The following is a 24,252-nucleotide window of genomic DNA, read 5'->3' on the forward strand; positions in this document are numbered from 1 at the left end:
CACAGGATGTGATTTTTAGTAGGATACCTAAAGATTTAAGGGCAAAAAAAAGCCCTGATGTTTTGCATCAGGGCTTTTTATTATTTAGCCAATTATTCAGCAGAAACCGCCGTGGAATAATCGTAATCGTCATAATCGCCATATGACCCTAATGCTGGGTAAGCATTATTGATCAACATTCTGTACTGCTCATCAAACCACAAACCAGCAGTTGGTGCGAAGAACGAATCAAGACTTGATCGAGTATCACGCCCTGCAGCATTACCAATAACACGCCCTTCAACTTCGCCTGTTTTAGGCGTACCTTCACCACCACAAACTGGGTCATAAGACTTACCAATTGTATTCGCATCAGCAGGATTTGACGAACCATCTGATTCTCCTGGAGGTTTCATCCAATAAAAGGCATCAATCCAAGGGTGATTCGCTAGTGGATCCGTTTGTGGAGATTCACCAACACCCGCATCCATAACGTTACACCAACGACCGCGATGAGTACGCTTATCTACACGATTAGCCATTGCAGCATCGGCATCAGGAGCACCTAGTTTAGTCGGTCTATTGTATTGAGCCTGAGAACCTGTTCCGTCAGTTTTACCCCAACCGTTACGTGCCGTATCAATAATAAACCCTAACTGCCCTTCAGCAAACCCAGCTGCTTTAAATTCAGTATTTAACACTTCCATAAAGTGTAATTCATCAACATATTTATTCCATTCGAAATAATTATCAGATGCATCTTTACCTTCAATATTATATTCAAATAAAGGCGTGTAACCTGAAGTATTTGAAGCAAAACCACGAACTGCGGACAATCCAGATGGATGAGCATCTTCAATTAATTTTGTAAAACCAATAGCTGCTCCACCTGCATCTTCCGATGCCGTTGTAGAATTCCAATATTGTGTTATACCACCATTAACTGCTAAATCACGGTTACCATCCCAACCTAACCAGCCAGAGTGACCAATATCTAAATAAGTATAAACATTTGAATTACCATCTTCAGCAAAGGCATTAATTGCATAACGTAAACCTTGCACATAAACACCATTTTCACCAGAGGTATCACCATCAACATCATGCAGTTTAATACAGTATGCATCTGTTGCTTTTTGAGGATCTTGGTTCGTTAACATATTTGGATATGAATCTGGTTCAAGCATCGCAACAATACGTAAACTATCGTATTTAGAGTCATTAAATGCAGCAGCTATTACGTCAATATATTCTTCTTTATATTTATTTAATCCCGTACCGACATCAGCAGCATATGCTGGATCACCTAGCTTGGTATCATCACCAACTTCAACTAATAATCCACTTGATGCTAATGCAGCACAATCGCGATCTGGTAAATTATAAATAATAATCACAACCAGCATTGGTGCGATTTGTCCGCCGTCAGCATTATCTTGATAATCTTGTTGCTGTGCTAAAGCAGCATCTAAATGTTCTGTCAGTGAACGTCGAGTTGCACTACCACCGATAGTTTCGGTCGAGTCCATCCAAATCGCACTTGGCATACGTTGAGTGTATTTCATTTTTTGATACATACTTGAAGGACTTTGAGATTCAGTTTCAAAATCTAATGAAGTTTCATTAATAGCATGATACACATCTGGACTTGCATAAAAATATGAATCAGAAAATGGATTGCCCGTAGTTTGTAAATCGGCAGAAGTATCACCAATCATTTTAATTAAAGGAATGACACCATCATAATCAGGTAACACATCGGTGATCGGACGAACAATCACACCACCATCTTCTACATTGATAGTAATGGGTGAAGAGTCAATTTCACCTTCTGCATCTTTAACAGTCAAGATAGCTGAATACGTTCCAGGTTCTGTAAATGTAACACTTGGGGATTCACTATTATAAGGAATATTATCAATCACCCATGAGAATTCAACAATACCTTTATCATCAGTAGACTCGTCACTAAAAAAGCGCACGGTCAATGGTGCTTCGCCTGAAGTTACATTTGAAGTTGGGTTTGATACTGGTGGTTGATTGATGGATTTCACATCAATTTCAATTGTGTCAACATCGCTTTTACCATCTTGGTCAGTTACTTTTAATTGAACTGGATGCTTTATAGCTTCGATAAACGTATATTCTTTTGAGATTTCAGTGAATGTATTTCCATCAATTGACCAACTGTAAGTTAAGTTACTTTTGCCACCATCATCGTCTGATTGAGAAGCGTCGAAATTCACAGTTAAAGGTGCATTTCCAGTTAACACATCAGCAACAGCAACAGCTGTTGGCGCACCATTTTCTTGTTCGACTTCAATAGTCAGTGTTTTCTCATCTCTTAAACCTTTCTCATCTTCAACAATTAATTTAACTATATAAGTACCGCTGTCTTGAAAAGTATAATTTTTAATCGATTCATTAAAAGATTCATTAGCAATTACCCAAGTGTACTTTTCGATACCAACATCATCCGTTGAAGTACTACCATCAAATACCACATCAAGTGGTACAGTGCCTGATAAAACAGAAGAAATAGGTTTAGCAACAGGACGCTCGTTGGCGGGAGTAACGTTTATTGTTACTTCTGCATTACCTATTAACCCGTCATTATCGGTTACTGTTAAAATAACGTCGTAATCTCCATCAGATGCAAAAGAATAACTAATTTCATCACCTAATCTTGTTTTACCATCAATTGACCAAGAATATCTAACAATATTGCCATCATCTGTAGATCCAGAACCGTCGAAATTAAGTGAGTATGGTGCTTGTCCTGTTAGAGAATCAACCATAATACTAGCGACAGGGGCTTGTTTAGAAGTAAAGTCATAAGATTCAATTACAGTAACCGTTTCTTTTCCGTCACTTACTTCTAATACAATTGTAACTGCACCAGTTACATCATTTAGAATAATTGTACGTCCAGTCTGTGGATTAGGCACATTATTAACTGTCCACTTATAAGTTAAATTATCCCCATCCTGATCGTTTGCAAAAGCCGTCACCTGGTTATTACCCGACTGTATTATTTGAGCTGTAGGCGGACTATTTGGCGCAGTTTGAGAGCGAGTACATCCGTTAAGTGCAAATACAGCACCTAAAGCACATGCCATAATCGTTTTGTTAAATACCATTTTTTATACCTCTATATAAAAAGATGGATCACCATATGGCAAACTTGTACTTACAATACGAAAGGAAGTATCAATTTTTTGACATTAAAATGATCGAATTTTCAATTTTTTAAACGTTCCAATCTTAGTTAACTTACAAAACATTAACAATCATGAGTATTCAATTTTGCTACGAAGTTAAAATAAATAGTTGAATTAAAAATATGGACTATACTTTCAAAAAGTGTTTCTAGTAAAAACTGTGAATCAAGCCCGCACTTTATAAAATTACATCACATTTAATTAATATAAATAAAATGTAAGTAGAAAAGGCAAAAAGGTGAATCATGCAAAATAATTATCTTGAACATGAACAACAAAATGATTGGCAAAGAATTATTTTCCAATCTGAACACTTAAAAGAAATGGCTATCAGTGAAAACTGGGAAAATTTTCTAAGTGCCAGCAAAAAACATTCTCAAGATATTGAACGGTATTTTAGAAAACATTCGGCTCACTTATCTACTCAATTGCATACACAAAAAGATATAGCATCATTAATTAAAACCGATCAATTTATCCAGCAGGTTTTGTCTAATAAAAATCAACAAATTGCAAAGGAACTGCTGCATATTCAAAAAAGAAAATTTGCTGAAAATGCATACCATTTCATGCACTTAACCCATTAAGTAAAAGTGATAATGACTGAATTAAAAAAAAGACTAACCATTGGATTACAGGTTCCTGCCTTAGATAATATTTATATTAGATTGATATTAAAAGGTGTTCATTCAGCACTTAGCCGAATGGATGCCAACCTTATCATTTTTCCAGGTGAAACCCCAAATAACCCATGGATGAAAATGCATCACCAAGAAGCGGTGATTTATGACTTAATTAGCCCTAAAAATGTAGATGCGCTAATTCTTCCTTCGGCAGTATTTTCTAATTTTTGTGCCGACGGAGAATTTCAAACATGGTTAGATAAATTTTCACAATTACCTATCGTAAGCTTAGGCACAGATTTAACCGATATTGTTGACACGCAAAGCAGCATATTAATAGATAATAATTCTGGCTTAGAAGCGTTAATTGAACATGTTATACATGAACATAATTATAAGAAAATTGCTTATTTAGGTGGATCAAAAGACAACCAAGATGCAATAGAAAGACTGGAAACTTTCAAAAATACATTAACCAAACATAACATCCCAATTTCAGAAGATTATATTTTCTATGGGCATTTTGCATACAGTGATGGAAAGGATTGTATAAAAGCTTTTTTTGACGAACGAAACATTCAACCAGAAATAATAATTTGTGCAAATGATAGCAGTGCCTTTGGTGTGATGGATGAATTACATAAACGAGGCCTGAGAATTCCAAAAGATATCGCGGTTACAGGATTTGATAATGCAAAAGAAGCAGAATATTACATTCCACCTCTAAGTACAGTAAGCCAACCATTATTTGAACTAGGGTTAAAAGCAGCAGAAATAGCAGTAAAAATGGCTAATAATAAAAAAGTTGAAAAGAGCTATAAATTAGAAACCCATTTCATTAATCGTCAATCATGTGGCTGTCAGCAAATTGATTTTTCTTCTTCAAAAACCCACAACCATGAACACATTCCTAATAATGAAAAAAATCAATTATTCGTTAACATCCTTGAGCGAATTAATTACGACCAACTTACTAACAACAACGTATCTAATTTAATAACAGATATCATCACCCTATTTAAAAGTGGGTTTGAAAACATATCAACAGATAAACATGCAAAAGACATACGTTCGATTTTATTGCAAAATTTTAACGAGCGATTTCAAAAAGATGTGAAGTCAGGAGAAAGCTTTGAAGTATGGCGAACCTACTTTAAAAAATTAGAAAAACATATTCTGACCAGTAACCTATCCAAAGTAGAAGTGCTTTTTTTCTTTCAATTAAAAGATACTTTTTCGCAATCATTAATTTGTCACCTAGAGTCTCATAGTATTTTCAATGATCGGGCATATTTCTTTCGTAATTTTTTAAGAATAATTTTTGATGCTCGTACTTTAGAGCAGCTTTCTGAAGTACTTGCTTCTGAATTAGAGAATTTAGGAATTAAAAGCTTTTATTTAACTTGTTTTGATACTCCAATTTTTCATGATCATAAAAAAAAATGGTACGCACCACAAAGTGCACAATTAACTAATGCATTTGATGCTGGCAACTACAATCAATTTTCAAAATCCCTTCCTCAATATGATACCGCTCAATTATTACCTGATCATTATTTACCAACCGACCGTAGGTTTTCGCTTGTCGTAGAATCTCTATATTTAAGTGGAGACCAACTTGGACGGATCTGTTATGAGTGGAGTATTAACGATACAGAAATGTTAACCAATTTAATGCTTAACGGACAAATTTCAACCGCTATAAAAAATATTCATATGTATTACGAACAAAATAGAATTCAAAAGACTGTTAATAATCTCATGAACAACCTGACTCATATGAATACACAACTTGAAAATCAATCTAAATCCGATGAATTAACTGTTTTATTAAATAGACGTGGTTTTTTAGAAAAAAGTGAAATGTTATTAAATCAAGCTAAAGAATTAGAATTTAATTGCAAACTTATGTTTTTAGATTTAGATGGCCTTAAAGCGATCAACGATAATTTTGGACATCATAAAGGTGATCTAGCTATCATTGAATTTGCAAACATTCTAAATACAGTGTTTAGACAAAATGATGCTATTGCACGATTTGGTGGGGATGAATTTGTAGTGCTTGCCGCTAATGTATCTGATGAACTCATGCTGAAAAAAATCGCAATGATTCAACATCGAATCGATCATTTTAATGTAGAAAATGAAGATAGTTGGATGTTAAGTGCTAGTATGGGATATGTAAATGCTGGTTACAAAGATGATCAACCTTTAAGTCATTTACTCACTCAAGCTGATCAAATATTGTACGAACAAAAACGCAAAAAGAAAAAATACTCAAAGGATACAATCCAACACTCAACTGGATTACTGTTTAACCCTAATCATTCAAATAACAAAAACGCTCGGATTTGATACTCAGACTGCAAGGCTGCTTTAAGCTGTTGCGCTTTCTGCTTAGACAGCGGTCCTACTTTAACTCGATGTAATTCTACTGATTCAATAATTAATCTTTCATTAATTAATAATTGGTACACTTTTACTTTTTGAGCATAATCTTGCGCCGCGGGTTTATCTTTAAATGCTGCTAATTGCAAATAAAACTGAGTATTTACAGGGGCAATTTCAACACTAGGTGCTGTGGTTTTGGGCACTTCAACACTTGAATGCGTTGTCACTTTTTTCGCTGCAGACTGCACAGCTTCAATTTTTACTCGAGCGGTACCAGTATTAATAAAATCCAATTTGACTGCTGCAGCATAAGATAAATCGATTAACCGCTCTTCATGAAACGGGCCACGATCATTGACTCTTACTATAATAGATAAGCCATTATCTAGATTCGTGACTTTCAAATAAGTAGGTAATGGTAAAGATCTATGCGCTGCACTAAGTTGGTACATATTATAAGTTTCGCCATTTGATGTTTTATGGTTATGAAATTTTGCACCATACCATGATGCAATACCCGTTTCTGAATACCCTACACTGCTATTCAAAACGGTATATTTCTTACCCCACACCTCATAATCCTTATTGCCACCGGCACTTAAAGGCTCATGTCTTGGTTTTATATTTTCAATCTGATCCGCTGTAATTGTTTTTTTAGGCAAGCTGTCGTGTGTGACTGCGTACCTTGAATTTGACGCAGGGTTATCTCCATCGATTGAATCAGAAATTGATCGATATTTAGAGGAACAGGATGTCATTGTAAGACAGGTAATAAATGCAATTAGATAATATTTCATAGGCTTTCTAGAATCTTTTGGTGAAGTAAAAATACGGTCATAGCGTATCGAACAGAATGATTATACCTAGTTATGACACGAAAGTTAGGTAATCCGACCCAATATTCGACACCGTGCTCACCATCTAAACGGATTGGATACACTTTTTCGAAAGATTTTGTCGATTGTTTAACTTCCCATCCATCCACTAATAAATGATCCAAACTTGTTGCAACTTTGATTGTCGCTCGATTCACTTCAGATTTTGAGTTTTGCGCTACCGTTGCTCTTAATACAATATCATCCGATGCATCCCATTTATGTGCTTTTAAATAATTAGCAACTGAACCTATGGCATCTTCCAGATCCGTCCAAATATTAATTTTTCCATCATCATTAAAATCCACAGCATACACTTGATAACTTGTAGGCATAAATTGCCCAATTCCCATCGCGCCAGCATAACTGCCCTTTAATTCAAAGGGATCTAAATTTTGTTCGTGGCAAATTTGCAAAAACGCTTTAAATTCACGCATAAAAAATTCATTACGTGACTGATCACTAAATGCAGTGGTGCCTAACGCATTAAAAGTGATTGATTTTCCTGTGTAATTACCATATCGAGTTTCTATTCCAATGATGGCAGTAATAATTGTGGCTGGCACTCCGAATTTCTCTTGCGCTCTTAATAATGCAGCTTCATTGGTTTTATAAAATTCAATGCCATTTTTTATGGAATTTGGCTCAACAAATAAAGGGGCATACTCTTTAAGTGTTTTTGTTTTTTCTGCGGGTTTGGCTAAGTTTTTTACAGTGCTTTGACTGTATTGCCCTTTTTTTAACCATTGTATTAACTTTTCTTCATTCAACCCATGATCTTCTACCAGCTCTTTGATTACCGATTTTGCTTTTGGGTGTTCATAAAAACTTTGTGCACTTAATAAAGTTGAAAAAAAACTCAGGACAATTAAACAACAAAATATTCTAAAAGATACAGTCATAATTTACTCGTTATTCCTATGAGTACTAATGCTCATTAATACTCCAAATGAAGCTAACATAGTTACAACGGAAGTACCGCCATAACTGACTAAAGGCAGCGGTACGCCCACTACTGGTAAAATCCCACTTACCATTGCGATATTTACAAACACATAAATAAAAAAAGTAAAGGTTAAAGCTGCCGCTAAAAAGCGTTGGAAATTATTATAAGCCTGAGTCGAGATATAAAATCCTCGAATCACAATCAATAAATATATAAATAACAACGCTAAAAAACCAACAAACCCAAACTCCTCTGCTAAAACAGAGATTATAAAGTCAGTGTCATTTTCTGGCACAAAGTTCAATTGAGATTGTGTGCCTTGCAAAAACCCTTTACCGGAAAACCCACCAGAGCCAATTGCAATTGCTGCTTGATCTGAATTATAGCTGGCCCCTAATGAATCTGAAGAATCAAGCAAAGTTAAAATACGGTTTTTTTGATAATCTTCTAATCCATAAAACCACATAAAAACCGATCCTGCAGCGGCTAAAATGACAGCTAAAAATATCCAACGCCATCTAAGGCCCGCAAAAAAGATAACCAACATACCGCTTGAAGCAATTAACAATGATGTACCTAAATCTGGTTGTCTATTAATTAAAATCGTAGGAACAAAAATAATCACCAATGCGACAGCCACATATTTAATCGAGATAGGAACAGCATAACGACCAAGGTAACCCGCAACTACAATTGGCAAAGTTAATTTAATAATTTCTGATGGTTGAAATCGACCAATAATCGGCACACTTAACCAACGTGTTGCACCATTTACTGTCACCCCCAGTGGAGTAAACAAAACAAGGGCCAACATCACTAAACCAATTAAATAAAAGATTGGACTCCAAAATTGAAAGTGCCGTGGATGTATTCTGGAAAACACTAACATCACAATAATTCCAACTGTTAAATTTGCTATTTGACGATCAAATTTATGCAAACTATTTGAATCGGCGCTATACAAGACAGTCAATCCAAACCCAATTAAAATAATAATCAAACCAAAAATTGGCCAATCTATTCTTGCTTTTTGATAAATAGAAACTGGTTTACGCAACCCTTGAGGGGAAGTTTGACGAGAAAAATCTGAATTATTCATTATTTAACTCCTCGTTCACAGTTGAATCTATTTCGAGTATAGAAAAATCTTTTAACTGTCCTTTTTCATCTAATAAGTAGGCATCAAACATTTTTCGCGCAATTGGTGCGGCCACTGAACCACCGTGATCCGCATTTTCAAGAATAATCGCGATGGCTAACTTAGGATTATCAGATGGGGCAAAGCTAATGAACCAAGCGTTATCTCGAGTTCTTGAAGCTACTGCAGTATCACTATAATCGACATCTTCACTTAACGAAACATTTTGTCCGGTTCCAGTTTTACCGGCAATCCTATATTTCAAATCAGGAGTATTTACAATTTTTGCGGTTCCTTTTGGGTTGTAAATCACTTGCTCCATTGCCTCATGCATTTTGTCCCAATTCGTAGGATCATTTAACACATAATCTTCTCTAGGTGCTGGTGGATTCACAACTTCAACATTACCTTTATTGTCCACTATATAATCCACCAATCGAGGAGTAAACCATTTACCTTTTCTTGCCATTACTGCTGTTGCAATTGCCATTTGCATTGGTGTCACCTGAAAATAACCCTGGCCAATTGCTAAATTCACTGTATCCCCTGCATACCAACTTTCATTATATCGGGATTTTTTCCATTCTCGTGATGGATTCAATCCTGAATTGTCACCATAAATATCAAAAGCGGTAACTTGACCTAGGCCAAAATTTTCTAAAGTGTCATGTATCGGTTCAACCGTCATTCGAAATGCAGTGTCGTAAAAATAAGTATTCACCGATTCAATGATTGCTTGACGTAAATCAATTTTACCGTGTCCTCCTTTTTTCCAGTCTCGTTTATCACTGGCATTTTCAAGACTATAAACCCCTGTAGAATGATATTTGTCTGTCCAGCTTACAACATTAGTATCCACAGCTCCCAAACCAATGAACGGTTTAATTGTGGATGCTGGAGCATACTTCCCATTTATACTACGATTTAAAAAAGGCTTATCCACAGAAGTATTCAATTCATTATATGCAGCAACACCATACCCTGTTACAAAAGGGTTAGGGTCAAAACTAGGATTAGAAATCATGGCAACTATGCCACCTGTTTGGACATCTATAGCAACAATAGACCCGCGAATTGTTGGTACGTGAATTTCTCTTAATGCAATAGAAGGATCATTTTTAAAACGTTCTCGCTCTTGAGTATTTGCTTGTTGCTCGATTTTTAAACGAGAATTTTCAAGTTCGTTTAATGCAATATGCTGAACATGACTGTCTAAAAATAAATGTAAATCTTTACCCGGCACAGGTTGAATACGATCAAGCTCCCTGATCAATTTTCCTCTATAATTTGTTTCTGCAATGCTTATTCCTGGCTGGCCTAACAATACTTTTTCATACTGTTTTTCGATCCCTACTTTTCCAATAATATTGGTGCCTGCGTATTCCTGTAATGCAAGCCGTTTCACATCAATAATCGGACTTTTTAAAATATCATTTAGTGAATTATTACTATTATCATTATTTAACACACCTTTTTGCTTGGCGTATTGCTCAACAATAAATTCTTGATCGCGTTCATTAATTGAACCTATATAACCAACGCTGTGAGAAAACTCCTCAATTAGAGGATAATCACGTATCAAACTGGCCTCAATTTCAACCCCTTCTAAAAATGGTCGATTTGCACTTAAAATAGCAATTTCTTCATCACTTAAGCGAGATTTTAAAATAACATGATCACATCGATCCACTGTTCTACGACTTCGAATAAAATAATTTAATTCATCGTCACTAAGTGTCACGTATTGCCTAACTTGTTCAAAAAGTGCGTCATAATCTTTAACTTGATGACGTAATACAACCAAATTATAACTGGTCACATTTCCAGCTAATATCTTTCCTTTATTGTCGTAAATGACCCCCCTAGTTGGCGAGATTGGACAGGAGTGGATTCGATTATCTTCTGAGCGTGTAGAAAATCGCTCATAATCACGTAATTGCAAATTAGACATTCGCATCACAAGAACGACACACAAAATAAAAGTTAGCAAAACCATTAATAAAACACGATTACGCACAGCGCGTCGATCCGGTTGGTTTTTTGAAGTAAAAGATGGTTGATTCATGGCAAATATAAATAGTAAGTTAATGCTATCATGCCACTTTTAAAGGGATAAGAAAACAGCAGAGCAAATTGATCAAAGTTCCGATTATTTACTCTGTTTTTTTAGAAAAAGAATTAATTAATTTTCTGCCACGCAATTTGAATCGACCTGGTAATACTGGCAGTATCCAAACCGGCTTCACAAATTAATTCCTGTGGAGTTCCATGGGTTTGATAGGCATCTGGCAAACCTAAATTTAATACTCTAATATTTGCAAACGATTGGTTTAGATATTCATTAATGGCACTTCCTGCCCCTCCCATCACCACATTTTCTTCAATGGTTACAATTAATTCATGATCTTTAGATATTTGATCAATCATTTGAGTGTCCAGAGGCTTAATAAAACGCATATTAACTAAAGTAGCATTTAAATCATGAGCGGATTGTTTGGCGTTTTGAACCATAGAACCAAAAGCTAAAATAGCGATTTTCTGCCCTTTCATTAATAACTCACTTTGCCCGATCTCATAGTTAATACTATCAGTGCTCACTTCAACACCAGCACCTTTACCACGAGGATACCTGACTGCAGCTGGGCCATTATATTGATACCCTAATTCAAGCATTTGGGCACATTCATTTTCGTCTTTAGGTGTCATCAAAATCATATTTGGTACACATCGGATAAAACTGATATCCAGGTTTCCTGCATGAGTGGCTCCATCTTCACCCACAATTCCAGCACGATCAATTGCAAACAGGACATCTAAATCTTGTATAGCAACATCATGAATTAATTGATCATACGCTCGCTGTAAAAATGTTGAATAAATCGCAACAACGGGTTTCATGCCCTGACAAGCAAGACCTGCGGCAAAGGTAACTGCGTGTTGCTCAGCAATGGCTACATCAAAATAACGAGTTGGAAATTGTTTAGAAAACTCAACTAAGTCAGAACCTTCGCGCATTGCTGGGGTGATTCCGACTAAATTTTCATCCACTTTTGCTTTAGCTACCAACCATTGCCCAAATATATTGGAATAGGTTTTTGCTTTTATTGTAGGTGCGGTATGTTTTTGAATTTTATTGATTGCATGATACGCAATTGGCGAGTCTTCTGCCGGCTCAAACCCCTTTCCTTTTTGAGTACATATATGTAAAAACTGAGGACCACTATATGATTCAATGTTTTCTTTAATATTTGTCAGAACACGAACCAAATCATGTAAATCATGCCCTTGCACTGGCCCTATATAATTAAACCCTAACTCTTCAAACAATGTCCCTGGAGTAATCAACCCTTTAACATGTTCTTCTGCTTTGCGAGCGATACTGACAGCATGAGGCAAATTTGATAAAACTTTTTTTGAATTTTCTCTAAAATTTAAAAACGTTTTTGAAGATATGATTTTGGTTAATGCATTGGATACACCGCCTACACTTTCAGAAATGGACATATCATTATCATTTAATATCACTAACATTGGCGTTTTATCCGCCCCAGCATGACTTAATGCCTCAAATGCCATTCCGGCAGTTAGAGCACCATCACCAATTACTGCAATACTGTGATGTTTTTGATTTTGTAATCGATGTGCACAGGCATAACCCATTGCTGCTGAAATAGAAGTACTTGAATGTCCTACACCAAATGCATCGTGCACGGATTCACTGCGTTTTGGAAAAGCACTTAAGCCATCACGAGTGCGAATATTAAGCAGTTGCTCGCGCCTTCCAGTTAAAATTTTATGAGGGTAGGCTTGATGCCCAACATCCCAACAAATTTTATCGTTAGGTGAATCAAACACATAATGCAACGCAATGGTCAGCTCAACCACCCCCAAGCCCGATCCAAAATGCCCACCAGACTGCCCTACGCTAAATAACAAGTATTCACGTAATTGATCCGCTAATTGGGACAATTGAGGCACTGATAATTTTTTTAAATCAGAAGGGGTATCGATGGCATCCAATAACGGGGTTGATGGACGACTTGAAGGAATGCTGGAATATGACTTCATTAATATGGGTAACGTATAGACAAACTTGTATTGATTTTAGCAGATAAGCGCAGACAATACACCCGCGCAATGACTATTGGATGCGCTTTTCTATTGACTATAGAATGCATAACCAAAATTAACTAACATTGATTTTAACTAACAACACATTCAATAGCATTTGCGTTATTAATTAATATTGACCACCCTAATTACTTTTAAGAAAACAAGAAGGTAAACAAGTTACTTGCGTTTTTGTATTTTTAATCCAATAAATTCACAGAATTTTATGATAAACATAAGAAACGAAGTACCGTTTTTTTAAATCAGGTGATGTATTTTTATGCAAAAAACATCGATTTTAAATGTATTTTATTTTTCAAATGTATGACAAACATGATCTATAAAATATTGTACCGGTTTAGTTTTATAACCTTGTTCTTTATAGGCTAAATAAAGATTCATAGATTTCATAGGTAGATTAAATTTAACTTGTTTTAATTCTTTGTTTTCAAGCTCTTTTTCAATTAAAAATCTGGGACACATAAACAGCCCCAATCCTTGTAACGCAGCACGTTTCTGTGCCAAATAGCCATCTACATAAATTCGACTTTGCACTACTTTAAACTCTTCTGTTCCTTTGTTTACAAAATTCAAACCATTAATGCCTGTACTAGAAACAAAATCGTAATCATCTATTTTTTCAACATCAATCACATCGGGCAACGTTTTAAAATAATCCACATTACAAAACACACCAACTTCCATTTCAAAAATCTTTTTAGCGATATAAAAATGATCAGGCAATGGCATATAATCTAATAAAAACATCACATCAAAATCACTTTGAGGAACATTAGGGTGCACATTCACCGTCGAACAATGCAAACGAATATCTTTATGCTTTTTATTAAACTCAAATATAACATCTGTAAATTCACTGATGGATAAATTAAGTGGTAATAATATTTTAATTGTTCCTTTTAATTCAGCTTGCTCATTGATAATGTGAGATTGCGCCTGTTCAAGCTGTTCAAAAATAGGCGCATACAATTCAAATAATTGTTTACCTGATTCACTTAATGACATTTCTCCAGGTTTTCGATAAAACAATCGAGTTTGCAAATTTGATTCTAAACTTTGAATTTTTCGACTGATTTTAGATTTTTGTTCACCTGAAGCCAGCGCCGCTTGAGTAATGGAACAATGCTTTGCTACATGAATAAAAAGTCGTAACTCATTTAAGTCAAAGTTCATTTTTATTTAACCTCATATGGAAGAATACTGTGCATTCATCATGCCTTTGTGACATAACAACATCAACAAAAATTGCTTTCAAGTCACATTGGCACGTTTTTTGGGATTCCTTTTATTTTCATTTCAAAGAAAATTAGAAATGAAAATTAGAAAAGAAAATTAAAGATGGAGATTAGAGTTGAAGTTTAAAAGTCTTACAACAATATTAAAATGGTCCATATTTAAAAAGAAACAACACCAAGGTAGCAACAACTAAAAACAAGACACTCAGTTGCATATTTGCAACTGAGTTTGTTAGAGTTTACAGCGCATCAAGTTGCTGTTTAATTTCTGTAATCACCGCACTATTTGGCTGTAAATCATAACCTTGCTGCCAAACATCCTGTGCTTTTTGTTGTTGTCCTAATTTCCATAAAACAGCACCTAAATGCGCAGCAACTTCATCATGCTGATATTGTTCAAAAGCCTGAGTTAAATACCCCAATGCCTCTTCATATCGATTTTGTTTATATAGCAACCACCCCATTGAATCTAATGTTGCAGGATTTTCCGGTTCAATTTGAAGTGATTTTTCAACATACGTTATAGCTAAATCCACTTGATCGGTTCGATTCCCTAACACATAACCATATGCATTTAATACATCTGCATCGTTAGGTTTTTTCTCTAATAATTTAATTAAAATACTTAATGATTTTTCAACCTGCCCTGCACTATCTAGCATTAACGAATATTGATATTGCAAACCTAAATTATCAGGGTAATTTCTTACTGATTTTTCTATTCGATCTAAACCAATTTGATATTGCTGTATAGCACTCCAAAATTCAGCTTCCAAAATAATAACGTCTACTTTTTGTTCCTCTTCAGAGTTAATTAATAATTGTTCAAAGATATCCACAACATCTTGAGCATTAGACCTCGCACGCCAAACAATATTGGCTCTAAAATATTGGGCATTTTTATAATAATTAGAAGGTTTTACTTTTGAAAAATAACGCATTGCCAATTCAAACTCTTTTTGCTCATTCGCAATTACCCCCAGATTATAATTCATTTCATCTTCTAAAGTCGGGTAAATCAATAAAGTTTCAAATACTAATTTGGCTTGTATCCAGTCTTTTTGTTTTAATGCTAATCGAGCATATTGATAGGCTAAGTTTGGATCACCTGGTTGGCGTTCATACATTTGGCGAGTCATATGATAGGCCGTTTCAAATTCAGAGCGCGCCCAAGCTAGCTGTATTCTTGCTTCTGCAATTTTACGATCAGAGGTATAAATTTCATAACTCTGTTCAAGTAAGTCATCGGCCTTTTCATTTTGACCTAATACTTGATAAGTTTTAATCATTAGCATTCGGACCATGGGATTATCAAATTCATTAATTCCTTGATTCCCCATTTCTAATGATTTTTCAAATTTACCTTGATGCTCCATCACAAAACTTAAAACAGTATACAATTGAGGGTGGTGATATTGATGTTGCAAACGCACAAGTAATTTTTCTAATTCAACAAATGCCTCAATATTCACAGGCAATGCACGTAATAAAGCAAACAAATTAAACCGAGGGTTTTCTTGCATAATTTTATGAAATCTAGCCTCAAAAACAACAAAATCGCCCATCGTTAAACTATTTGATAATCCCAGCATTAATGCTTCTTGATCCTCTGGATAAACTGCCAACCAAATATCAAGCATCTGAGCTAAAATCATATCTTGATTGAGATACGCTGCAATTTGAGCGCCTTTTTTAGCAATATTGGGATCATTCACTCGTTTTGCCAATAAATAATATAAAGCCAACGCTCCTGAATAATCTTGTTGTTGATATGCAAGTTCGGCTAATAAAAATTCTTTAAAACTCTGTGCGTCTAATGGGGTAACAGGAACTAAGGGTTCTGATGTTTGAGTCGGGTTCTTTTCATCCCTAGAGACAATCAAAATATCAGATGAATGCGTCGTTTGAAGGAAGTTAGGCGCGTTATCTTGTTTTTTAGACGCCACTTGGCTCTGGCAAGACCATAATAGAAATGAGCTTAATACCAGCACTAGACATGGATTTTTATTCGTTTTTTTAGTCAACATCGTCACAATCACAAAAAAATGCATTATTAGGATACATAAAAGCACCAAAGGTTTCTAATATTGTGTAGAATAGACCCTTTATTTGATTGGCGTTTCATCTTTTTATGACTCTGTTGGCATTTGGTATCAATCACAAAACCGCTCCTGTAGATATTCGTGAACGTTTTTCGTTCGCGCCTGAATTTATGGGTGACGCGTTAAAAGCACTTTGTCAGTTACCACAAGTCAAAGAGGGCGTCATTTTATCTACATGTAATCGTAGTGAACTTTATTGTGAAGTAGAAAATTACGATGATGCGTTAACCAATATCAAACAATGGCTAGCCACTTATCATAGCATTGGGTTAGAACAACTTAACCAATACTCGATTACTTTTCAAGGCAATAAAGTTGCCGAGCATCTTTGCGAAGTTGCCTGTGGTTTAGACTCACTTGTATTAGGTGAACCCCAAATTCTAGGGCAATTAAAATCCGCCTACGCTGTCGCCCGAGACCATGGTTCCATCAGCCAATCTTTAAATCGCTTATTCCCCCACGCATTTAGCGTAGCCAAACAAGTTCGTACCCATACAGCTATTGGTGAAAATCCAGTTTCTATTGCATTTGCCGCAGTTAGCATGAGTGCCCGTATTTTTGATGATTTAAATCAATGTACTGCTTTATTAATTGGCGCAGGTGAAACCATCGATTTAGTTGCTAAGCATTTAAAAGATAAAGGCATTGGCAAAATCATCATTGCAAATCGTACGTTAACCCGTGCTCAAGAGCTTGCTAAACAATTTGATGCGAAAGCCATATTATTATCAGACATTCCAGGTAATTTAATTCAAGCTGACATTGTTATTTCTTCAACTGCGAGTCAATTACCGATATTAGGCAAAGGCGCCGTTGAAAAGGCACTAAAAGCGCGTCGTCATAAACCGATTTTTATGGTGGATATCGCCGTTCCTCGAGACATCGAAGAAGAAGTCGGTAATTTATCTGACGTCTATTTATATACCGTCGATGACTTAAAAGGTGTGATTGAAACCAACATGCAAAACCGCAAAGAAGCGGCTATTGAAGCACAAGATTTAATCCAACAAGGACTTGCTAAATATTCTCAAACGCAAAAATCCTTAAAAGCCGTCGACACGATCAAATCATTTCGTAATCACGTTGAAAGCATACGTGATGCTGAATTAGAGCGTTCTATAACACTTATACAAAATGGATCAGACCCTAAAGATGTACTAGAACAGTTTGCCCACCGCCTAACCAATAAATTTTTACATGCCCCAAGCTTGGAACTAAAAAAAGCAAGCGTTGAGGGTAATCAAGACATTCACACGGCTTTAAACCGTTTATTCCAAATTTCTGAAAAATAGCAGTCACCCTTACCATGAAAGATTCCATTCGCCAAAAAATCGAATTGCTCGCCGAGCGTTATGAAGAACTTGCTGCTTTAATGAGCGATGCAGGTATCATCTCAAACCAAGATCAATTTCGTAAATTTTCAAAAGAATACGCCGAAATTGAACCGGTTGTTAAAACCTTTGAAAGGTTTATTCAAACTGAAAATGACTTAGAAGAAGCAAAAGTTTTAATGAACGATTCCGACCCTGATATGAAAGAAATGGGTAAAGAAGAATTCAAAGATTGTAATGATCGTTTAGAAACACTTGAACTTGATTTGCAAAAACTTTTGCTTCCTAAAGACCCAAATGACGCAAAAAATACATTTTTAGAAATTCGTGCAGGAACCGGCGGTGACGAAGCGTCTATTTTCAGTGGTGATTTATTTAGAATGTATTCTCGATTTGCTGAACGCCAAGGCTGGAAAATTGAAATCATTTCTCAAAATGAAGGCGACCACGGCGGTTACAAAGAAATCATTACACGCATCAGCGGTGAAAACGTCTATTCAAAATTAAAGTTTGAATCAGGCGCGCATCGTGTTCAACGTGTACCTGCCACTGAATCCCAAGGTCGTGTGCATACATCAGCTTGCACCGTTGTGATCATGCCTGAAGCCGACGAGTTAGAAGAAATCGACATCAACAAAGCAGACTTACGTATTGATACTTTTAGAGCATCAGGTTCTGGTGGTCAGCACGTTAACAAAACAGAATCCGCAATACGTATTACTCACTTACCTTCTGGTTTGGTAGTTGAGTGTCAAGACCAACGCTCACAACACAAAAACAAAGCACAAGCGATGTCTGTGTTAGCAGCAAGACTAAAATCTCAACAAACAGATTCTGCGGCAGCTGAACAATCTGAAACACGTAAATTACTAGTTGGCACGGGCGATCGATCTGATCGAATCCGCACTTATAACTACTCTCAAGGGCGTATTTCGGATCACAGAATTAATTTAACGTTGTATCGATTAGATGAAATTATGGAAGGGGATTTAGGCTGTGTGATTGAGCCATTAGTTAACGAATTCCAAGCGGACCAATTAGCAGAGCTATCTTCTTAATTTAAATATTCGCTCCATAAAAAAAGAGATGGCAAGCATATTTTTCATCTCTTTTTTTATACGGATTTGCTTAACCCTTCTCGGTGATTTTGCTATATATTGGTCAAAATTTAATGCGTGCGTCCCGTTTATGATGTGTAGTTTATGATGGTGTAGTTTATGAATAAAAATACAAACCTATTTATCCTTTTAAAAGAAAAACTAAAACTAAAAATCCCTCCTGTGATATTAGTCATTTTATTTGGCTGTTTGATGTTTAACGCATCATTATTTTTACCCAAATTTACATTTGATTCCCTCATTGTTCTCACTGTTACTGCAATCGTGTTATTGCTCAGTTTTATTTTTTGCTTATCAGGTGTGTTAGAGTTTAGAAAAAACCAAACCACTGTTGACCCTAGATCCCCAGAAAAAACCTCATCTTTGGTGAATAGTGCAATATATAGCATTTCAAGAAACCCTATGTACGTAGGATTTGCTTTAATTTTAGTGGCGTTAACTTGCTTACTTCAATCGCCTTTTTTAATAGTGTGTGTCTTTGGATTTGTACAATACATGAATACCTTTCAAATCATCCCAGAAGAGGCATCACTTAGCGAAATATTTGGAGATGAATACGCGCAATACAAAACAAAAGTCCGTCGCTGGTTATAGCTAATTCAATCTCAAAAAAAATCATCAATATTAAAGCAGTTTTTAAAATATTTATTGGTTTATAAATTCAATCTAAAGCTATGTTTCAAATTTATGTTGCTGCACCTGTAACAGTTTGAATTCAAACAGTTTTTCGCTTTCGCTCTTAATGTCACTAGAAAAGGTCTGATATTTGTGCCAGTCCAGCATTCTAAACCAACCCAAATACTTCGCTAAATACTTACTGGCCACTCCATGCATCTTCAAATACCAACACTTTAACTGACTGTGATAATTATTGATATTTTGAATATGATACAAACTTTGCTGCGTTTGATTGTTGGCTATCACCACATGATGCAAATGATGTTCTTTGCAAATTTGATTATAAGCCGGCTGCCCATCGGTACATAAAATAGATTCATCGGCAATTTTGCAGCCTAAGCATTGATTGATTTCAGCGCCATTTACGTGAGTTAATATTTGATCAAATTCATGATGATTTCGATCTTTAGCGGTTAACACTGTCACCCAATCGTGCTGATTAATGCCAGGTGTGGATGCTTTAGATCCTCGCTGTCTTGCAGGTCGGTTTAAGTTTCGCTCGCCTTTTTTAGATTCTCGAAAATACGTTTCATCTGCTTCAATAATACCTTCAAGCCTTGATTCATAGGTGTTTTGAGTAGCATTCATAAAACGATGACGCCAATTAAAAGAGGTAGTCACACAAATATTCAAATCTTTTGCGCAACGCCGAATGCTATCTTGGTCAAGCATGTGCTCTAAGTATTTTTGCCAAAGCTCTGGTTTGTGCTGATAAAAATAAGCGCTGCCTCGAGTGCACACAAAACTTTTGCGACATTCGTTGCAAAAAAATCGTTGCCTGCCATTACTAAAACCGTATTTTCGCAAGCGGTTACTTTGACAATGAATGCATTTTGAGTGGGTAATTACTTCTTTGGAAAGCCGCGTAAGAATGGGATTTTCATGTGCAGCTAAAGTGGTGGTTAGAGTTTGTTTTTGAACAGGATCGAGCTTGCTTACCTGCTTAAGTATGTTTTGAAAATGCTGTGGATTCATAGGCTATGTCATTGTGGGTGTATAAATCTCAGCTTAGATCAGCATTATGATTTTGCATCCTGCCACAACAATTTAAAACATAGCCAATCTAAATGTGTCCATTCATGTCCTCATTCTGGACAACGCTAAAATATCATTCCTCATTTTTTGCATTATGTCCCTTAAAATCTATTTTTATAAAACTCACTTGTCAACATTGCACGTTCTAACGTTTTGTAAGTTTTATCCAATTTGCGAATCAACCTACATTCCTTTTTAAGTAAAATGATAAAATAACCGATATTTTTTTGAGTTTACATCATGCGTTTTATCTTAATATTCATCAGTGTGTTGGTTTTTACTTCTTGCGAAGAACAAAATACAGCTAATTTAGTACCCACCACTGCTGATGCAGACTTCAAGCTAATTTGGGAAAATCAAAATACTCTTACCGTTGTACCTGTAAATACAACTGAAGACATGCCTTTTACTTATCAATGGGATTTTGGTGATCAAAGCATGGTCAACACTAATTATAGCGCCACGCATCGATTTGAATCAGTGGGTGAATATAATGTGCAACTGATTATTTCAAATGCAAATAATCAAACAAAAACAACCAGCCAAACAATTTTGATTGAAAACACCCCGCCACAAGCCAATTTTACAGTTCGATACGAACCGTTTACAGCAGCTTTTGATGCAACGGTTTCAGTTGATGAAAACCAATTAAGTTTTCTATGGAAAGTACTGGATGACGAATTATCAGGGGAATCTATCGATTATATTTTTAATCAAACGGGCACTTATGCCATAGAGCTAACAGTGACGGATGTATTTGGACAAACAGATTCAATTATTAAAAATATCACCATTACAGACCAACTTAATACTGATCCAAAAATATTCATCGCATCTCAGCAAGATAATCATTTAGTGCAATTAATTGCGACCAATTCTTACGATGAAGACTTTGATTATTTAACTTTTGAATGGTTAATCAATAATGAAGTTATTGATGAACCTAAATTGTATTATCAATTTCCAGAAGCAGGTGAATATACAGTTCAATTAACTGGGTTTGATGGACAAAGTTATGTCAGTGTCGAAAAAATATTTACAGTTAAGGATCCTAAACCTGTTAATGATTACGATTTAGCGCTATATCAAGTTTCCATTGAAATTGCTGGGCGTTGCACGGGCTGCCATTCAAGTGGGGATTTTGCTGTGACCGACTATCGTAATTTGGATCAATTAGCTACAGACTTTAAAGATTACATGTCACTTCGATCGGCAACTGCACTGATTGGCTTTCCAACCGAAACAGAAGGCTTTGTGCATAGTGGAGTTAGATTTATTGCAGGAAGGGATATGCTAATAGAGGCAAATGTAAGAATAGATGAATCAGAATTACCTCTTTGGCGAGATTTGGTATTGATGTTAGAGCAAGATTTGTAATTCAAACATCTATCAATAAATCTATCTATCTATCTATCTAAAAACTATAAATTGAAAGCAAAAAAAACACGACAATCGTCGTGTTTTTTATGACAGTCATTTTTATTTATAATTTAACAAGCGATTTCTCACCCAAGTTCCAGACTTCGACAAATCTTCTGGCAACCAATCCGCCATTGGTGAAGCTATGGGCTTTAAAGCGGCGGAGGATTCATTTTTATTAATTATCGACCAATTCAACCAAGAAATATTATGCTCATCAAAAAAATCTAACCAGATTTTGGTTTCTTCAACAAACACGCCACCGTTACCCGATGCTTGACTCATGCCCCATTCTGTAGAAAAAATCGCCAAACCTTTATTTAATGCATAAGTCACATTATCGCGAATACTTTGTTTATGCGTACCTGCATAAAAGTGAATGGTATAGGCAATATTTTTACCTATTAATGGATTATTAGCGGCCTGATCCACTCGTTGAGACCAAGTTGGCGTACCAACAATAATTAAATTATCAGCATCAATGGCACGAATGTGTTTGATGACTTTTTCAGCATACGGCTTGATGTCTTCATCCCAAGACTCGTAATCGGGCTCATTATAAATTTCATAAATCACGTTAGGTAAATGTCCGTATTTAGCCGCAACAATTTCAAAAAACTCAATGGCTAAATCTGTGTTATTTTGTGCATCGTGCGCATGCCAATCTACAATCACGTAAATACCATTATCTATTGCTGCTTTAATGACATTATCTAATTTTTTTAATTCACGTTCTGGCGCAACTTCATATCCACCTTTTTCTGCGCCTATGGCGGCACGAACAACCGACACGTTCCAATCTTGGGCTAAGCGGTTAACCACTAATTTATTATAATACTGACCACCCCATTGACTCCAAAACAAACTCATTCCACGCAATTGTAACTTTTCGCCAGTTTGATCAACTAAAGTGCCGTTTTGCACTGATATCGAGCCGTATTGTTCAACATAACTGGTTTTGTCATCTTTTTTAGCAATAGAGCTAAGGCTAATCATTATTAAACAGCCTACAAGAAACGGTTTGACTAAATTCATGTTCACTAATCATCTTAAAAAAAGGCCATTGTAGCAAAAAAATTGACGATTTTGCTCTACAAGAAACATTTCATTACCATACATCACATTAATACTGCCCCATAATCGAAACACGTAAAAATGTTGCCGACATATATTGCTCTAGAATTTCCTCTTGATCTAATACTTCTTTTTTTACGTCAACTTCATCAATCAAATCCGCTGCCGATTGAGTGGTTTCTTTAGAAAAACCTAAATTAATCGCCGCCCAATCAACATTTAATTGAGTATGCTCATTTAATTTAAACACGCTGCCTACGCCAAATGTTAAATAATCGGTATTAAATTTACTGATCGCTGAATCCACAGAATAATTATTATAATCAAAATACTCATCGGACAATCTTGCTCGAGTATAACGTTTGCCAAGACCGACAGTCGCATAATAATGATCACGCACAAAATAATGCGCTTTAACTGAAAAGTGTTGCTGGCCCAGCTCTTCAGACTGCACGCCTTTTAATGTATCTAATGCAAATAAATTACGCATATAATTAAACTCAACCATCCATTTTGGGTGCTTTTGATAAATAACACTGATTCCCGCAGATAAGGGAAAGGGCAATTCTAACGCAGAAACATTCACCGCAAAGCGAATATTTTCATTTACTTTTGTGACATCATTTTGCTTGTCGCGATCACTTTTACTCTCACGTTCAATTGTATTGTTTTCTGCATCCGTTGATTTCTCTGTTTGATTTTCAGTCATTTTGCTAACAATTGAGGACGTTGATTCGTTTGACTCAGAAACAGACACGGACTCAGATTCGGCGAATACAAACGATGAAGAAAAATAACTAATTGCTGCAACAAAATATAACGACTTGATACTCATATGAGGCCTTATTAACAGAGTTAAATAATAATTCAGCTTACTTGATTGTCATAAATGTGCAATCGAATCGAGGCTTAAATGTGATTGAGCCTACAATTGTGTTTTATGTTAAGTTTGTCAT

General features: G+C 35.7%; 17 protein-coding genes. 6 read left to right on the plus strand and 11 right to left on the minus strand.

Annotated elements, in window-relative coordinates; translation table 11 throughout:
* Positions 1–92: 92 nt before the first annotated feature.
* The gene (locus TYM08_RS12930; RefSeq protein ID WP_422379563.1) at positions 93–3,119 is read right to left on the minus strand and encodes a glycoside hydrolase family 6 protein; all 3,027 of its coding nucleotides are present in this window, start codon (positions 3,117–3,119) and stop codon (positions 93–95) included.
* 326 nt (positions 3,120–3,445) lie between these two features.
* Between TYM08_RS12930 and TYM08_RS12935 the strand changes: the two genes are divergently transcribed.
* Positions 3,446–3,787: a hypothetical protein gene (locus TYM08_RS12935; protein ID WP_422379564.1), complete on the plus strand. Its 342-nt coding sequence runs from the start codon at positions 3,446–3,448 to the stop codon at positions 3,785–3,787.
* A 12-nt stretch (positions 3,788–3,799) separates the two neighbouring features.
* The gene (locus TYM08_RS12940; RefSeq protein ID WP_422379565.1) at positions 3,800–6,178 is read left to right on the plus strand and encodes a GGDEF domain-containing protein; all 2,379 of its coding nucleotides are present in this window, start codon (positions 3,800–3,802) and stop codon (positions 6,176–6,178) included.
* Here TYM08_RS12940 and TYM08_RS12945 read toward each other — a convergent pair.
* The 7 genes from TYM08_RS12945 to TYM08_RS12975 all read right to left on the minus strand — a co-directional run bounded on the left by TYM08_RS12945 (position 6,148) and on the right by TYM08_RS12975 (position 16,566).
* Entirely contained in the window at positions 6,148–7,011 is an 864-nt protein-coding gene (locus TYM08_RS12945) for a septal ring lytic transglycosylase RlpA family protein (RefSeq protein ID WP_422379566.1), read from the minus strand. The two genes, TYM08_RS12940 and TYM08_RS12945, sit on opposite strands and share 31 nt — an antisense overlap.
* Complete coding sequence (gene mltB / locus TYM08_RS12950; protein WP_422379567.1) at positions 7,008–7,991, minus strand: lytic murein transglycosylase B; 984 nt, start codon at positions 7,989–7,991, stop codon at positions 7,008–7,010. The genes TYM08_RS12945 and mltB overlap by 4 nt, the downstream gene beginning before the upstream one ends.
* A gap of 3 nt (positions 7,992–7,994) precedes the next feature.
* The gene (gene rodA / locus TYM08_RS12955) at positions 7,995–9,134 is read right to left on the minus strand and encodes a rod shape-determining protein RodA (RefSeq protein WP_422379568.1); all 1,140 of its coding nucleotides are present in this window, start codon (positions 9,132–9,134) and stop codon (positions 7,995–7,997) included.
* Positions 9,127–11,238, minus strand: coding sequence for a penicillin-binding protein 2 (gene mrdA / locus TYM08_RS12960; RefSeq protein WP_422379569.1), 2,112 nt, complete (start codon positions 11,236–11,238; stop codon positions 9,127–9,129). The genes rodA and mrdA overlap by 8 nt, the downstream gene beginning before the upstream one ends.
* A 113-nt stretch (positions 11,239–11,351) precedes the next feature.
* Positions 11,352–13,241, minus strand: a complete 1,890-nt coding sequence (dxs, locus tag TYM08_RS12965) for a 1-deoxy-D-xylulose-5-phosphate synthase (protein WP_422379570.1) — start codon at positions 13,239–13,241, stop codon at positions 11,352–11,354.
* A 351-nt stretch (positions 13,242–13,592) separates the two neighbouring features.
* Positions 13,593–14,477 carry a LysR family transcriptional regulator gene (locus TYM08_RS12970; RefSeq protein WP_422379571.1) on the minus strand — a complete coding sequence of 295 codons (885 nt, stop codon included), beginning with the start codon at positions 14,475–14,477 and terminating at the stop codon, positions 13,593–13,595.
* A 301-nt stretch (positions 14,478–14,778) separates the two neighbouring features.
* Positions 14,779–16,566 carry a tetratricopeptide repeat protein gene (locus TYM08_RS12975; RefSeq protein WP_422379572.1) on the minus strand — a complete coding sequence of 596 codons (1,788 nt, stop codon included), beginning with the start codon at positions 16,564–16,566 and terminating at the stop codon, positions 14,779–14,781.
* Positions 16,567–16,670: 104 nt separating this feature from the next.
* Here TYM08_RS12975 and hemA point away from each other — a divergent pair, with 104 nt between their 5' ends.
* From hemA to TYM08_RS12990, 3 genes are all read left to right on the plus strand, one after another.
* Positions 16,671–17,933 carry a glutamyl-tRNA reductase gene (gene hemA / locus TYM08_RS12980; RefSeq protein WP_422379573.1) on the plus strand — a complete coding sequence of 421 codons (1,263 nt, stop codon included), beginning with the start codon at positions 16,671–16,673 and terminating at the stop codon, positions 17,931–17,933.
* A gap of 14 nt (positions 17,934–17,947) precedes the next feature.
* Complete coding sequence (prfA, locus tag TYM08_RS12985; protein WP_422379574.1) at positions 17,948–19,030, plus strand: peptide chain release factor 1; 1,083 nt, start codon at positions 17,948–17,950, stop codon at positions 19,028–19,030.
* A 159-nt stretch (positions 19,031–19,189) separates the two neighbouring features.
* Positions 19,190–19,684 (plus strand): methyltransferase family protein, encoded by a 495-nt coding sequence (locus tag TYM08_RS12990; protein ID WP_422379575.1) that lies wholly within the window; start codon positions 19,190–19,192, stop codon positions 19,682–19,684.
* A gap of 78 nt (positions 19,685–19,762) precedes the next feature.
* Here TYM08_RS12990 and TYM08_RS12995 read toward each other — a convergent pair whose 3' ends face one another.
* Positions 19,763–20,743: an IS1595 family transposase gene (locus TYM08_RS12995; protein ID WP_422379576.1), complete on the minus strand. Its 981-nt coding sequence runs from the start codon at positions 20,741–20,743 to the stop codon at positions 19,763–19,765.
* A gap of 300 nt (positions 20,744–21,043) precedes the next feature.
* On the opposite strand from TYM08_RS12995, the gene TYM08_RS13000 reads away from it, so the two are divergent.
* Positions 21,044–22,180, plus strand: coding sequence for a PKD domain-containing protein (locus TYM08_RS13000; protein ID WP_422379577.1), 1,137 nt, complete (start codon positions 21,044–21,046; stop codon positions 22,178–22,180).
* 102 nt (positions 22,181–22,282) lie between these two features.
* Here the strand turns inward: TYM08_RS13000 and TYM08_RS13005 are convergent, their stop codons facing one another.
* Both TYM08_RS13005 and TYM08_RS13010 read right to left on the minus strand, forming a co-directional pair.
* Complete coding sequence (locus TYM08_RS13005) at positions 22,283–23,218, minus strand: glycoside hydrolase family 5 protein (RefSeq protein ID WP_422379578.1); 936 nt, start codon at positions 23,216–23,218, stop codon at positions 22,283–22,285.
* Between the two features lie 127 nt (positions 23,219–23,345).
* On the minus strand, positions 23,346–24,131 hold the full coding sequence (locus TYM08_RS13010; protein WP_422379579.1) for a hypothetical protein: 786 nt from the start codon (positions 24,129–24,131) through the stop codon (positions 23,346–23,348).
* Positions 24,132–24,252: the final 121 nt, after the last annotated feature.

It is taken from the genome of Marinicellulosiphila megalodicopiae (assembly GCF_045862395.1).
GTDB lineage: Bacteria > Pseudomonadota > Gammaproteobacteria > Pseudomonadales > Natronospirillaceae > Marinicellulosiphila > Marinicellulosiphila megalodicopiae.

What these genes read in the sequence shown, in the direction of transcription:
- TYM08_RS13005 (WP_422379578.1), bottom strand. Translation starts at nt 23,218, where the DNA reads ATGATTAGCCTTAGCTCTATTGCTAAAAAAGATGACAAAACCAGTTAT.
- TYM08_RS12940 (WP_422379565.1), top strand. Translation starts at nt 3,800, where the DNA reads ATGACTGAATTAAAAAAAAGACTAACCATTGGATTACAGGTTCCTGCC.
- TYM08_RS12975 (WP_422379572.1), bottom strand. Translation starts at nt 16,566, where the DNA reads ATGTTGACTAAAAAAACGAATAAAAATCCATGTCTAGTGCTGGTATTA.
- TYM08_RS13010 (WP_422379579.1), bottom strand. Translation starts at nt 24,131, where the DNA reads ATGAGTATCAAGTCGTTATATTTTGTTGCAGCAATTAGTTATTTTTCT.
- prfA (WP_422379574.1), top strand. Translation starts at nt 17,948, where the DNA reads ATGAAAGATTCCATTCGCCAAAAAATCGAATTGCTCGCCGAGCGTTAT.
- TYM08_RS12945 (WP_422379566.1), bottom strand. Translation starts at nt 7,011, where the DNA reads ATGAAATATTATCTAATTGCATTTATTACCTGTCTTACAATGACATCC.
- TYM08_RS13000 (WP_422379577.1), top strand. Translation starts at nt 21,044, where the DNA reads ATGCGTTTTATCTTAATATTCATCAGTGTGTTGGTTTTTACTTCTTGC.
- rodA (WP_422379568.1), bottom strand. Translation starts at nt 9,134, where the DNA reads ATGAATAATTCAGATTTTTCTCGTCAAACTTCCCCTCAAGGGTTGCGT.
- TYM08_RS12970 (WP_422379571.1), bottom strand. Translation starts at nt 14,477, where the DNA reads ATGAACTTTGACTTAAATGAGTTACGACTTTTTATTCATGTAGCAAAG.
- hemA (WP_422379573.1), top strand. Translation starts at nt 16,671, where the DNA reads ATGACTCTGTTGGCATTTGGTATCAATCACAAAACCGCTCCTGTAGAT.
- TYM08_RS12935 (WP_422379564.1), top strand. Translation starts at nt 3,446, where the DNA reads ATGCAAAATAATTATCTTGAACATGAACAACAAAATGATTGGCAAAGA.
- mltB (WP_422379567.1), bottom strand. Translation starts at nt 7,991, where the DNA reads ATGACTGTATCTTTTAGAATATTTTGTTGTTTAATTGTCCTGAGTTTT.
- mrdA (WP_422379569.1), bottom strand. Translation starts at nt 11,238, where the DNA reads ATGAATCAACCATCTTTTACTTCAAAAAACCAACCGGATCGACGCGCT.
- TYM08_RS12990 (WP_422379575.1), top strand. Translation starts at nt 19,190, where the DNA reads ATGAATAAAAATACAAACCTATTTATCCTTTTAAAAGAAAAACTAAAA.
- dxs (WP_422379570.1), bottom strand. Translation starts at nt 13,241, where the DNA reads ATGAAGTCATATTCCAGCATTCCTTCAAGTCGTCCATCAACCCCGTTA.
- TYM08_RS12995 (WP_422379576.1), bottom strand. Translation starts at nt 20,743, where the DNA reads ATGAATCCACAGCATTTTCAAAACATACTTAAGCAGGTAAGCAAGCTC.
- TYM08_RS12930 (WP_422379563.1), bottom strand. Translation starts at nt 3,119, where the DNA reads ATGGTATTTAACAAAACGATTATGGCATGTGCTTTAGGTGCTGTATTT.